At 32.0% G+C, this 13021-nt stretch carries 12 protein-coding genes; 9 read left to right on the plus strand and 3 right to left on the minus strand.

Annotated elements, in window-relative coordinates; genetic code table 11:
• Window positions 1-57 precede the first annotated feature (57 nt).
• Window positions 58-852, minus strand: coding sequence for a DUF2189 domain-containing protein (locus E4J94_RS01040; RefSeq protein ID WP_135834045.1), 795 nt, complete (start codon window positions 850-852; stop codon window positions 58-60).
• Window positions 853-974: 122 nt separating this feature from the next.
• On the opposite strand from E4J94_RS01040, the gene miaB reads away from it, so the two are divergent.
• From miaB to groL, 9 genes are all read left to right on the plus strand, one after another.
• Window positions 975-2420: a tRNA (N6-isopentenyl adenosine(37)-C2)-methylthiotransferase MiaB gene (gene miaB, locus E4J94_RS01045; RefSeq protein ID WP_135834046.1), complete on the plus strand. Its 1446-nt coding sequence runs from the start codon at window positions 975-977 to the stop codon at window positions 2418-2420.
• Window positions 2421-2522: 102 nt separating this feature from the next.
• Entirely contained in the window at window positions 2523-3794 is a 1272-nt protein-coding gene (locus E4J94_RS01050; protein WP_135834047.1) for a sigma-54 interaction domain-containing protein, read from the plus strand.
• A gap of 2 nt (window positions 3795-3796) precedes the next feature.
• Entirely contained in the window at window positions 3797-4306 is a 510-nt protein-coding gene (lptE, locus tag E4J94_RS01055; protein ID WP_135834048.1) for an LPS assembly lipoprotein LptE, read from the plus strand.
• Window positions 4307-4329: 23 nt separating this feature from the next.
• The gene (locus tag E4J94_RS01060) at window positions 4330-5487 is read left to right on the plus strand and encodes a tetratricopeptide repeat protein (RefSeq protein ID WP_135834049.1); all 1158 of its coding nucleotides are present in this window, start codon (window positions 4330-4332) and stop codon (window positions 5485-5487) included.
• A gap of 4 nt (window positions 5488-5491) precedes the next feature.
• Window positions 5492-5842: a preprotein translocase subunit SecG gene (gene secG, locus E4J94_RS01065; RefSeq protein ID WP_135834050.1), complete on the plus strand. Its 351-nt coding sequence runs from the start codon at window positions 5492-5494 to the stop codon at window positions 5840-5842.
• 106 nt (window positions 5843-5948) lie between these two features.
• Window positions 5949-6371 carry a hypothetical protein gene (locus tag E4J94_RS01070; protein WP_135834051.1) on the plus strand — a complete coding sequence of 141 codons (423 nt, stop codon included), beginning with the start codon at window positions 5949-5951 and terminating at the stop codon, window positions 6369-6371.
• Between the two features lie 5 nt (window positions 6372-6376).
• The gene (locus tag E4J94_RS01075; RefSeq protein ID WP_246034223.1) at window positions 6377-8629 is read left to right on the plus strand and encodes a zinc-dependent metalloprotease; all 2253 of its coding nucleotides are present in this window, start codon (window positions 6377-6379) and stop codon (window positions 8627-8629) included.
• Window positions 8630-8786: 157 nt separating this feature from the next.
• Window positions 8787-9065, plus strand: coding sequence for a co-chaperone GroES (locus E4J94_RS01080; RefSeq protein ID WP_019975019.1), 279 nt, complete (start codon window positions 8787-8789; stop codon window positions 9063-9065).
• A 108-nt stretch (window positions 9066-9173) separates the two neighbouring features.
• Window positions 9174-10799, plus strand: a complete 1626-nt coding sequence (groL, locus tag E4J94_RS01085; RefSeq protein ID WP_135834052.1) for a chaperonin GroEL — start codon at window positions 9174-9176, stop codon at window positions 10797-10799.
• A gap of 504 nt (window positions 10800-11303) precedes the next feature.
• Here groL and leuB read toward each other — a convergent pair.
• Both leuB and leuD read right to left on the minus strand, forming a co-directional pair.
• Window positions 11304-12428 (minus strand): 3-isopropylmalate dehydrogenase, encoded by a 1125-nt coding sequence (gene leuB, locus E4J94_RS01090; RefSeq protein WP_135834053.1) that lies wholly within the window; start codon window positions 12426-12428, stop codon window positions 11304-11306.
• A complete protein-coding gene (leuD, locus tag E4J94_RS01095; protein ID WP_135834054.1) occupies window positions 12415-13017 on the minus strand; it encodes a 3-isopropylmalate dehydratase small subunit in 603 nt (200 codons plus the stop codon). The genes leuB and leuD overlap by 14 nt, the downstream gene beginning before the upstream one ends.
• Window positions 13018-13021 lie beyond the last annotated feature (4 nt).

Below are 13021 nucleotides of genomic sequence, written 5' to 3' on the forward strand. Positions count from 1 at the left end.
TTAATAACAAAAAAATGAAGCAGCCAAAAATGATTTTCAACTGCTCCTTAATTTTATTTATTTCATATAAGGATTATCCTTGTAAATATCTGATCCGATTTGGTCTATTTCAGACTGTTCATTGTCTTCTGTACCTATAATTGTCTCATATAAAACATATGTCGCAATATAGATTAAAGGCATTGCTACTAATAATCCAACTCCACAAGCAAGCGCTCCTAAAATTGCGACTCCAAAACAAGCCAGACAAAAAACAAATGCTGATCCAAAGTTTTTAAATAAAATACTTACACTTGATTTTATAGCTTCCATTGTAGTAAAACTTGTAAACAATACAAACGGGATTGCTAATATTGATGTAACATAGAAAATGAATCCAGGTACAATACACAATAAAATACCTATCATTCCTAAAAATTGAATAGCTAAATATGTTGTAAAAATAACACCAAATTTTCCGTCTTTATAATGAACAAACAAATCTGAAAAATCAGGATTTTGATGTTTATTAAATTTTTTAGCCATTGTCAAAATACTTACAGTAATAGGCGCTAAAGCTGCGGCAACTATAACACTAACAATATTACTTACCCAAGCTAATGGAGACAATGCTTCTGCGTACACTTCATCAACATCAGACATATCTGAAATAACAAAAGAAGGTACAGAAATAAAAAGTCCTATTATAAAATTAATTGCAAAACTAATTGCGAATGTAATTACAATTGCAAGAATTGCATATAAAGCGATTCCTGAAAAAATTTCCCATGATTTTGAAAAAATATCACCAACGTTTATATTAACTCCACGTTGCTTAATTTCTTCTATTCTTTGTCTGATTCTATCATCCATAGTTTTATATTTTTTTAGATTTCCTCAAATCTACAAAATGTTAATAAAATGCAAAAGAAAATTTTACTGCCAATATGTCACATAGATTTATTATTTTTGCACGGTAAAATATCCATTTTAGAATGCATACAGAAGAAAAACATATAGATGAAGCAAGACAAGGAGAGGCTTTGATGACTGCTCCTACTCGTAATGCAACAAAGAAATTATTCTTAGAAAGTTACGGATGTCAAATGAATTTCTCGGATAGTGAAATTGTTGCATCTATTCTAAATAACGAAGGTTACCAAACCACTCAAAAAGTTGACGAAGCAGATTTAATTTTATTAAATACTTGTTCTATTCGTGAAAAAGCTGAACAAACAGTTCGTAAACGCTTAGGAACTTTAAACGCAATCAAAAAACAAAATCCAAGTCTTAAAATTGGTGTTTTAGGTTGTATGGCGGAACGTTTGAAACATAAATTCTTAGAAGAAGAACATTTAGTTGATATCGTTGTAGGTCCAGATGCTTACCGCGATTTACCAAACTTAATCAACGATGTAGAAGATGGTCGTGATGCGGTAAACGTACAATTATCAAAAGAAGAAACGTATGCCGAAATTTCTCCTGTTCGTTTAGGAGGAAATGGCGTTACAGCTTTCGTTACGATTACTCGTGGTTGCGACAACATGTGTACGTTCTGTGTTGTGCCTTTTACACGTGGTCGTGAGCGTTCTCGTGATCCTCACTCGATTTTGAATGAGTGTAAAGAATTAGCAGAATCTGGTTATAAAGAAATTACACTTTTAGGTCAAAATGTCGATTCATATTTATGGTATGGTGGAGGACCAAAAAAGGACTTCAAAAATGCAACTGATATTCAGAAAGCAACTGCTGTAGATTTTGCGCAATTATTAGATATGGTTGCTACACAATTTCCTAATATTCGTTTACGTTTTTCAACTTCTAATCCGCAAGATATGGAAGAAGGCGTATTACAAATGATGGCGAAACACAAAAACATTTGTAAATATATTCACTTACCTGTTCAATCGGGTTCTACCACTGTTTTAGAGCGTATGAATCGTCAACATACTCGTGAAGAATATTTCGAATTAATTGATAAAATTCGTCGTATCGTTCCAGATTGTGCTTTATCTCACGATATGATTGCAGGTTTCTGCGGCGAAACAGAAGAAGAACATCAAGATACATTATCGTTAATGGAATATGTGAAATATGATTTCGGTTATATGTTCGCTTATTCTGAGCGTCCTGGAACACCAGCCCACAAAAAAATGCCTGATGACGTTTTACCAGAAGATAAAAAACGTCGTTTACAAGAAATCATCGAAATGCAACAAAAACATTCTGCTGAGCGTATGAATAGTTATGTTGGAAAAACTCATGAAGTTTTGATTGAAGGTAACTCTAAACGTGACGAAAATTTCTGGTATGGACGTAATACGCAAAATGCCGTTTTAGTTTTCCCTAAAGTGGAAGGAACTAAAGTTGGAGATTTTGTAAACGTAAAAGCAAATAACTGTACTACGGCTACTTTGATTGGTGAGATGATTGAAGATTAATTTTTTCAACTTGTTATACTGAACTTATTTCAGTATCATTTTTCAAATCAAAAAACTGATGAGATTGAAAATTTCAATTTCGAAAACCTAAAAAATTAAAAAATGGATTCTTTACAAACAATCAAACAACGTTTTGGAATCATTGGAAATAATGTAGCCTTGAATCGTGCTTTAGAAAAGGCGATTCAGGTTGCACCTACCGACATTTCTGTTCTTGTTATTGGAGAAAGTGGTGTTGGTAAAGAATTTATTCCGAAAATTATTCACAATCAATCTGCTCGCAAGCACAATAATTATATTGCAGTGAACTGTGGTGCAATTCCAGAAGGAACAATCGATTCTGAATTATTTGGACACGAAAAAGGTGCTTTTACAGGCGCTACACAAACACGTAAAGGTTATTTTGAAGTAGCTGATGGCGGAACAATTTTCTTAGATGAAGTTGGTGAATTACCTTTAGCAACACAAGTGCGTTTGTTACGTATTTTGGAGTCGGGCGAATTTATGAAAGTTGGTTCTTCAGAACTTCAAAAAACAAATGTTCGTGTTGTTGCTGCAACAAATGTAAAATTATTAGAAGCTGTTGAAAAAGGTAAATTTCGTGAAGATTTATATTATCGATTAAATACAGTTCAAATTGATATTCCAGCTTTGCGCGAGCGTAAAGAAGATATTAATTTATTGTTCCGAAAATTTGCTTCAGATTTTGCAAGTAAATACAGAATGCCTCATATCGAACTTTCTCCAGAAGCACAAAATTATATTGCAAATTATCCTTGGCCAGGAAACGTGCGTCAATTAAGAAATTTTGCTGAACAAGTTTCTGTTGTTGAAAAAGACCGCGTGATTTCTTTAGAAAAAATCATGGAATTATTGCCAAATAATTCTACAATGTTAACGGTTACAAATAAATCGAAAGATGGAAGTTCTTCTGATTTTATGGAACGTGAATTATTGTTCAAGGTTTTATTGGACATGAAAAAAGATTTGAACGATTTGCGTGCTTTAACATTAGATTTGATCAAACACAAAGATGTGGAAGATTTTAATGGCAATACCCAAGAATTAATCCAACGTGTTTATCAAGATCAAAATGAACCTGAGAATGATTTCGCTCCAAATCAGTACAATTTAGTAGCATCATCTTCTACACCAAATCCGTCTGCTTTTCAACAACCACAATACGATTATTCGAATGACGTTTATGATGTAAGTCCAATTGAAGAACCAGAGTCTCTTTCATTGCAAGATAATGAAAAAGAAATGATTAAGTTAGCACTAGAAAAACACAAAGGAAAACGAAAAATGGCTGCTGACGAATTAGGAATTTCTGAGCGTACATTATATCGCAAAATCAAACAATATCATTTGTAAATATGAATAAAATAAAACTATTTGTCCTTAGTGTTTTTGCTATTTTTAGTTTAACAGGATGTATAAAATATTCACTATCTGGAGCTGCTATTCAACCAGATTGGAATACTATTTATGTCGCTACCTTTCCTAATTATGCACCTCAGCAAAATCCTACTTTAAGTCAAGATTTAACAATTGCTATTCAAGACATTTTTAGAAGTAGAACAAAATTAAAGTTAAACTCAAACGAAAACTCAGACTTAATTATTGAAGGTGAAATCACAGGATATGAGGTTGTTCCTGAAGCTATTCAATCAAACGATATTGCTGCTCAAAACCGCTTAACAATTTACGTAAAAATTAGATATATTAATAATAAAGACGAATCTAAAAGTTACGATAGAACATTTTCTGCATTTCGACCATATGACGGAAATGAAATGTTAAGTTCTGTAGAGTCTTCAATTGTTCCATTAATTATTGAAGATATTCGTAATCAAGTTTTCGCTTCTATTGCGATGGATTGGTAAAAAAATAACCTTATATTTGAGCAATGACCAGAATTGAATATTTAGTAGCACATCCGTATGAAGTTAAAAAATCAGATATTCCTCTTCTGAAAAAAGAAGTTGAAAAGTATCCATATTTCTATACATTACGTGCATTGTTACTTTATGGTTTAAAAAAAGAGAATCATCCATCTTTTGAAGATTATTTGAACAAGACTTCAATTCATAGTAGCAATCGTGTCGATTTGTATCATTACATCAATTCTGAACCAATTCAGAAAGAAGTTCAAGTAGAAACTGAAACTATTTCTGAACCAATTTTAGAGAATTCTACTTCTGAAATCATCGAAAATAGTAACGAAACAGTTGAAGTAATTGATGAAATAATCGAAGAAAAAGAAGAAGAATATAACCAAGAAATTGAAGTTATTTCTGACATAAATTCTGATGAAATTAATGAAGATATTGTGGATGAAATGATTGAAAATGATACAGAAGAATCTGAATTGAGAACAGATCATGTGGTTGATATTATTTCAGATGAAGAATTGAACGAAGTTGCCGAATTAACAAATAAAGTTGTTGAAGAAAATATTTATAAAAAAGAAAATTTAACTTCTGAAAATGATATTGAAAATGCGGTTAAACAAACTTCCGATATTGAAATTATTGAATCAGAATCTCAGCAAATAATTGAAACAATAAAAAATAATCAGGAAGAAGAAATTATACAAGAATTATCTGAAAACACTGAATTAATTGAAGAATCTGAACCTGAAATAGTTGAAAAAAAATCAGAAGTAATTGAAAATAATTCCGATGATTCTACGTTTTCTTTTACAGATTGGTTAAAGAAAGTTCCTTCTCAATCAAAAACTCAAAAAGAGATTGAAGAAGAACAAGAAATTGCTGAGAGGGAAATAAAATATAAGTTGATTGATGATTTTTTGGAAAAAAATCCAAAAATAGTTCCGATGAAAAAAACGGATATCACTCCAGCCAATACTTCATCAAATTTTGTTCAAAACACAGAAGAATATTCGGATTTGATGACCGAAACTTTAGCTCAAATTTATATTGAGCAAAAAAAATATGATAAAGCAATTAAAGCTTATAAGATATTAATTTTGAAATATCCAGAAAAAAATAGTTTATTTGCAAATCGAATTAAAGAAATTGAAAATTTAAAAAACTCTAAATAATAAAATGGGACTATTTCAGTTTTTCATGATTATTATCATGATTTTATGTGTATTATTAGTATTAATTGTATTATCTCAAAATCCTAAAGGAGGAGGTTTATCGTCTACTTTTGGAGGTGGTGGTGGAAGCCAAATGTTTGGAGTTCAGAGAACAAATAAATTCTTAGATAACACTACTTGGGGATTGTTTATTGCTGTAATTATATTAATAATTGGAGCAAGTACAGCACACGAAAATCCAAATGCTATAAAACCTATTAAGCAAAATGTAACAGCACCTGCTAATAATTTACCAGCGCAACCTACTACAAGCGGAGCAAATCAAAATCAATTACCAGCTCAGCCAACTAAGTAATTTTTAATAAGAAATAAGCAAATAAAAAAGCGAATCATTCGAATGATTCGCTTTTTTATTTGCTCTTTTTAAATTTTTATTCATAATTTAGTCCTAAACACTGAATATGAAACACTATTATTTCCTTACAACATTAATATCCTTGTTTTTTATTGGTTGCGGACAACAAAAAGTTTTAAAAACTATTTCAAAAAATGAGTTGGAGGTTTTTAGAACAGCATTCGATGAGAAAGGATGTAAGAATAATATTAATGTCTTTACTAATAAAAAAGACTTTGATGAGTTTCAAAAATCATTGATTATTTCAGGACAAAGGAATGCTCCTTTAAATATCATTGATTTTTCAAATAAAAATGTTGCTGTTATTTGTAAAGAAGATATTGATCGTTATGAAATATTAGAATTAACAAGTAACTCAAAAAAGAATATTTTAAAATTAAACAAAAATAAAGATGAGGCTGACATGTCTGTCAACTTATTATTTATAGAAATTCCAAAAGAAATTAATTATTTAACACTTGAATATTAAAATTTATGAAATCAAAATTTATTATCTTATCCTTACTTATGGGAGGTAGTTCTGTTTTTGCGCAAAGTAATCATTGGCAAGAGCTGAAAAACAAAAATTTCCAACCGACAAATTTAGTTGAAAGATCATCTGTTCCTAAAGAATACAAATTATTCAATCTAAATACAACGAATCTAGTAAACGATTTAAATAACATCGCAAGTAGAGGAAAAAACCAACCTCATTTAGTTAATATCCCAAATGAAACAGGAAAGTTAACAAAATATATGGTAGAAGAAGCTTCTATTATGGCTCCCGAATTACAAGATAAATTTAAAACAATTAAATCTTATGTAGGAAAGTCTGTCGATGGAAAATCAACTATTCGCTTCAGTTATTCTCCTTTTCATGGTTTTAGTGCTATGATACAAAAAGGAAATGAAGTTTCTTACATTGATGCATATACAGAAGATTTATCAACTTACATTTCGTACAATAGAAAAAATGTTGATGATAATATTAGTTTTGCTTGTCATACAGACGATGTACACCAACAAAATTTGATTAATCAAATTACAAGTGATATTCCTACAAATAAAATTGCTAAAGATGGTAAAATGAGAAAATACCGATTAGCTTTAGCTACAACTATTGAATATTCTAGATACCATATTAACAGAGCAGGATTAGCTGGTGGAACTGATGAAGAAAAATTAGCTGCAGTAATGTCTGCTATTAATATAGCTATGACACGTGTAAACGGTGTTTATGAAAAAGAGTTTGGTGTTACAATGGAATTAGTTGAAAATAATGATAAAATTATTTTCATTAAAGCTGATGAATACACAAACAATGACGGGAGAGCAATGCTTACAGAGAATCAAATCGTTTTAGATAGAGAAATCGGTATTAACAATTATGATATTGGCCATGTATTTTCTACAGGTGGTGGTGGTGTTGCTTATTTAAGAAGCCCTTGTGGTGATAGTAAAGCAGGTGGTGTAACAGGATCAGGAGCACCTATAAATGATCCTTTCTATATTGATTATGTTGCTCATGAAATGGGGCATCAATTTGGAGCGCCTCATACATTCAATAATTCATGTGGAGGAAATCGCTCTGGTTCAACAGCTGTTGAACCAGGAAGTGGAAGTACAATAATGGCATATGCAGGTATTTGCCCTCCTAACGTTCAATACAATAGTGACCCTTATTTTTCTACTGTAAGCGTAAATAATATTTATTCTTTTGTTACTTCTTCTGCAGGAAGTTGTTCAGTAAATACTGACTCAGGTAACAATGAGCCTATAATTGAAATCAATAAGTTATCACATAATATTCCTCATTCAACTGCATTCATGTTAGAAGCTACTGCTACTGATCCTGATGGTGATGCTTTAACATATAACTGGGAACAAACAGATACACAAATTGCAACACAACCACCAATTTCTACTAATAAAAATGGTCCAACATTTCGATCTCTTAATCCAACTACAGTAGGATACAGATACTTCCCTAATTTACAATCAATTGTAGATGGAAAATTAACATTTGAAACAAATCCAAGTGGAACTCCTTTATCTTGGGAAGTTATTCCAAGCGTTGCTCGTACATTAAAATTTTCAATTTTAGTTAGAGATAACAACTCTAAAGGTGGTCAAACTGATCGTCAGAATGTTACATTGTCAGTAAAAGATTTCGGGCCATTCAAAGTAACTTCTCAAGCTACAACTGATTATTGGACTCAAAATTATCCAGCATCAATCACTTGGGATGTTGCCGGAACTGATGCAAACGGAATTGATACACAAAACGTAAAAATTTTATTATCGGTTGATGGAGGAAAAACATTTAATTATGTTTTAGCTGAATCTGTTCCGAATAATGGAAAATATGATTTTACAGTACCAAGTAATGTTACGTTAACAAAAGAAGCTCGTATTATGATTAAAGCGATTGATAATGTTTTCTTAGCGGTAAATACTGCAAACTTTGAAATTTCGGATAAATTAGCAACTTCAGATATCAATTCTAAAGACTTAGCTACAATTTCTCCTAATCCTTCAAATGGAATTATCAATTTAGATTTCGCAAAATCATTTACAACAGGTAAAATTACGGTGACAGATTTAGCAGGAAGAACAGTTTATACAAACAAATTGAATTCTTCAAAATCTCAACAAGTTAATTTATCGAATTTATCAAATGGAGTTTACATTGTTTCGATTGAAACAGGAAGTGAACAATTCACGAAAAAAGTGATTATCAAAAAATAATTATTCATAAAAATTACTTTAAATGCCAAGTTGTCTGACAGCTTGGCATTTTTATTTTCCCTCATTACAATTAACTTATCCATAATGGCAGAAATTGGCTATTGGCACGTTTTTCGTTGAATTGAAATCATCAATTATTAAAAATAAAAATACAAATATGTCACAATTAAACATTAAACCATTAGCAGATAGAGTAGTTATCGAGCCTGCTCCTGCAGAAACTAAAACAGCTTCAGGAATTATCATCCCAGATTCAGCAAAAGAAAAACCACAAGAAGGAATCGTTGTAGCAGTTGGTAATGGTAAAAAAGATGAACCAATGACTGTTGCAGTTGGAGACAAAGTTCTTTACGGTAAATATTCAGGAACTGAATTAAAATTAGAAGGTAAAGATTATTTAATCATGCGTGAAGCTGATATTTTGGCAATCATCTAAATTTAGTTGTAATAAGTAAAATGTATTAAGTACAAAGTAACTTATTTTTTAATTTTTAATCATATTCGACTTAAGACTTAAGACTTAAGACAACAAAACATAAACAAAATGGCAAAAGATATTAAATTCGATATTGAATCAAGAGACGCTTTAAAAAGAGGTGTTGATGCATTAGCAAATGCAGTTAAAGTAACATTAGGACCAAAAGGTCGTAACGTAGTTTTAGAAAAATCTTTCGGTGCTCCACATGTAACAAAAGACGGTGTTTCTGTAGCAAAAGAAATCGAATTGGAAGATCCAATCGAAAACTTAGGTGCACAAATGGTGAAAGAAGTTGCTTCTAAAACAAACGACGTTGCAGGTGATGGTACTACAACTGCTACAGTTTTAGCTCAAGCTATCGTTCGCGAAGGTTTGAAAAACGTTGCTGCAGGTGCGAATCCAATGGATTTGAAACGTGGTATTGATAAAGCTGTTTCTGGAATCGTTGCTAACTTAAGAGAGCAATCTCAAGAAGTTGGTGATTCATCAGAAAAAATTAAACAAGTTGCATCTATCTCTGCAAATAACGATGATACTATTGGATCATTAATCGCAGAAGCTTTTTCTAAAGTTGGAAAAGAAGGTGTTATCACTGTTGAAGAAGCAAAAGGAACAGAAACTTACGTTGACGTTGTAGAAGGAATGCAATTCGATCGTGGATTCCAATCTCCTTACTTCGTAACAAATGCAGATAAAATGATTGCTGAATTAGAGAATCCTTACATCTTATTATGTGAGAAAAAAATCTCTAACTTACAAGAAATCTTACCTTTATTAGAGCCAGTTGCTCAATCAGGACGTCCATTCTTAATTATTTCTGAAGAAGTTGAAGGTCAAGCTTTAGCTACTTTAGTAGTGAACCGTTTAAGAGGTTCTTTAAAAATTGCTGCTGTTAAAGCACCAGGATTTGGAGATCGTCGTAAAGCAATGTTACAAGATATCGCTATCTTAACAGGAGGTACAGTTATTTCGGAAGAGCAAGGAATTACGTTAGAAACCGCTACATTAGAAATGTTAGGTACTGCAGAAAGAGTAGTTATCGACAAAGACAATACAACTGTAGTAAACGGTGCTGGTGATGCAGAACAAATCAAATCTCGTGTTAATCAAATCAAAGCGCAAGTAGAAACAACTACTTCTGACTATGATCGTGAAAAATTACAAGAGCGTTTAGCTAAATTAGCTGGTGGTGTTGCTGTATTATACGTTGGTGCTGCATCTGAGGTTGAAATGAAAGAAATTAAAGACCGTGTTGACGATGCTTTACACGCAACTCGTGCTGCTGTAGAAGAAGGTATCGTTGCTGGTGGTGGTGTTGCTTTTGTTAGAGCTTTATCTAACTTAACAATTGATACTACAAATGCTGACGAAGCTACAGGTGTTAAAATAGTAACACGTGCAATCGAAGAGCCATTACGCCAAATCGTTCACAACGCTGGTGGTGAAGGTTCTGTAGTTGTTGCAAAAGTGAAAGAAGGAACAGGTGATTTCGGATACAATGCGAAAACTGACGAATATGTAAATATGATTGAAGCTGGAGTTATTGATCCAACTAAAGTTGCTCGTGTTGCATTAGAAAACGCTGCTTCTGTTGCAGGTATGTTAATTACAACTGAAGCTGTTGTTACAGAAATTAAAAAAGATGAGCCAGCTATGCCACCAATGGGTGGTGGAATGCCAGGAATGATGTAATCATCAACTCATAACAATATCAAAAAAAACCTTGTCATAGTAATACTTTGACAAGTTTTTTTTTTGATATTGCTTATAAAAAATAAGTAACCTTGTTAAGAATTTAGAGCCTTAACAAGACCTTTATTTGATTCCATCATAACATTTGTAATAAAAGCTGCGCTACTTCTTATTAAAACCTAAGCAGGTTTGTAACGAAACCTAAGCAGGAGTTACACAAAAGCTGCGTAGGTTTATAGTGAAACCTAAGCAAGAGTTGTGTAAAAGCTACGTGGGTTTTAATTCAATCTACCTAACCTTATTATAATCAGCAACTTAACATACAGTAAGATTATATTAATTAAACTCTTTAACTCTGCTTATAACTACATAAAAACCTTATCTGTTTCTCTTGTATACATGGTTAACTTATACTGAAAGAGAAGTGTAATGTAAAAGTAAACGCATAGAAAAAGCCATTCAGAACTCTGAATGGCTTTTTCATTAAGTCATAAATAATAAAAACTATATAATCGTCGATTTTCCCATCAATACATTTTCAAAATTGAAATATGAATGATGATCATGATCGCTCAATAATATCTTCGCAATATAATTTGCCACAACAGACGTCGAATAATCGCTCGTTTCATCTAAATCTGAAGTTACAATCAAATTATTAATCGCATTTTCCACTGCATTTTCTATTGCTTTCGCGCCGTCTTCTAATCCCAAATAACGCAACATCATTGCAGCACTCAAAATAGAAGCCATCGGATTTGCAATTCCTTTTCCTTCTGCCTGTGGATACGAACCATGAATAGGTTCGAACAATGCATTTTCTGTACCAATAGAAGCCGAAGGCAACAATCCTATACTTCCACCAATTACACTTCCTTCATCTGAAATAATATCGCCAAACATATTCTCTGTTAATATCACATCAAATTGTTTTGGATTGATGATTAATTGCATAGCTGCGTTATCAACAAACAAGAAATCTAACTCAACTTCTGGATATTCTTGGCTAATATCCATCGCAACTTTTCGCCATAAACGAGATGTATCCAACACATTTGCTTTATCAACTAACATTACTTTTTTGCGACGTTTCATTGCTTCCTGAAAAGCTAAATGTGTAATTTCTTCAATATCTTTTCTATGATACGAACACGTATCGTAGGCATGTGTACCATCTTCTGACGTAAATTTTTCTCCGAAATAAATTCCGTTAATCAATTCACGAAAAATAACCATATCCGTTTCTTCGATGTGCGAACGCTTCAATGGACTTTTCCCTAACAAAGATTCGTAAGCCTTGATTGGACGGATATTTGCAAATAAACCAAGTTCCTTTCTCAGCTTTAACAAACCTTGTTCGGGACGAACTTTAGCGTTCGGATTATTATCATATTTTGGATCTCCAATAGAACCAAACAAAACCGCATCTGCATCTTTACATAATTGCAACGTCGCATCTGGCAAAGGATTTCCTGTTTCGTCAATCGCAATCGCTCCTATTAAAGCTTCTTCAAATTCAAAATTATATTTAAAAATTTGTTCAACGACTTTCAGAACCTTTATAGTTTCCGAAACGACTTCTGGTCCTATTCCATCGCCAGAAAGTACTGCAATTTTATGCGTTTTCATGTTGTAAAGATTTATGGTTTTGTTCGTAAGTTTCTATTTTACCTTTTTGACTGATTAAAAAATCAATGTCATCATATCCATTTAATAAACAGATCTTTTTATACGAATCAACTTCAAAGTTGATAGTTTGATCTTGAAGTATCAAGGTTTGTTTTTCTAAATTAACTTCAAATTCTGTTGAAGGATTTTGGTCGATGATTTCAAAGATTTGATTTAAAATTTCATCTGAAACAACAATTGGTAGAATTCCGTTATTCAATGCATTTCCTTTGAAAATATCAGCAAAATAACTACTAATTACTACATCAAATCCGTAATCTTTGATTGCCCAAGCAGCATGTTCTCGGCTACTTCCGCAACCAAAATTTTTACCAGCAACTAATATTTTTCCAGCATATTTTGAATCATTCAGCGGAAAGTCTTCAATTGCTTGATTATCTTGATTAAATCGCCAATCTCTGAATAAATTATCTCCAAAACCTTCTCTACTAATCGCTTTCAAGAAACGAGCTGGAATAATTTGATCGGTATCTATATTTTCTATTTTAATCGGAACAGCCGATGATTTTAGTTGATTGATTGAATCCATTTTG

The sequence above is a fragment of the Empedobacter tilapiae genome (assembly GCF_004785645.1).
GTDB classification, from domain to species: Bacteria; Bacteroidota; Bacteroidia; order Flavobacteriales; family Weeksellaceae; genus Empedobacter; species Empedobacter tilapiae.

Excerpts from the sequence above, each read along its gene's own strand:
- E4J94_RS01040 (WP_135834045.1), bottom strand. The coding sequence starts at position 852 with ATGGATGATAGAATCAGACAAAGAATAGAAGAAATTAAGCAACGTGGA.
- miaB (WP_135834046.1), top strand. The coding sequence starts at position 975 with ATGCATACAGAAGAAAAACATATAGATGAAGCAAGACAAGGAGAGGCT.
- E4J94_RS01050 (WP_135834047.1), top strand. The coding sequence starts at position 2,523 with ATGGATTCTTTACAAACAATCAAACAACGTTTTGGAATCATTGGAAAT.
- lptE (WP_135834048.1), top strand. The coding sequence starts at position 3,797 with ATGAATAAAATAAAACTATTTGTCCTTAGTGTTTTTGCTATTTTTAGT.
- E4J94_RS01060 (WP_135834049.1), top strand. The coding sequence starts at position 4,330 with ATGACCAGAATTGAATATTTAGTAGCACATCCGTATGAAGTTAAAAAA.
- secG (WP_135834050.1), top strand. The coding sequence starts at position 5,492 with ATGGGACTATTTCAGTTTTTCATGATTATTATCATGATTTTATGTGTA.
- E4J94_RS01070 (WP_135834051.1), top strand. The coding sequence starts at position 5,949 with ATGAAACACTATTATTTCCTTACAACATTAATATCCTTGTTTTTTATT.
- E4J94_RS01075 (WP_246034223.1), top strand. The coding sequence starts at position 6,377 with ATGAAATCAAAATTTATTATCTTATCCTTACTTATGGGAGGTAGTTCT.
- E4J94_RS01080 (WP_019975019.1), top strand. The coding sequence starts at position 8,787 with ATGTCACAATTAAACATTAAACCATTAGCAGATAGAGTAGTTATCGAG.
- groL (WP_135834052.1), top strand. The coding sequence starts at position 9,174 with ATGGCAAAAGATATTAAATTCGATATTGAATCAAGAGACGCTTTAAAA.
- leuB (WP_135834053.1), bottom strand. The coding sequence starts at position 12,428 with ATGAAAACGCATAAAATTGCAGTACTTTCTGGCGATGGAATAGGACCA.
- leuD (WP_135834054.1), bottom strand. The coding sequence starts at position 13,017 with ATGGATTCAATCAATCAACTAAAATCATCGGCTGTTCCGATTAAAATA.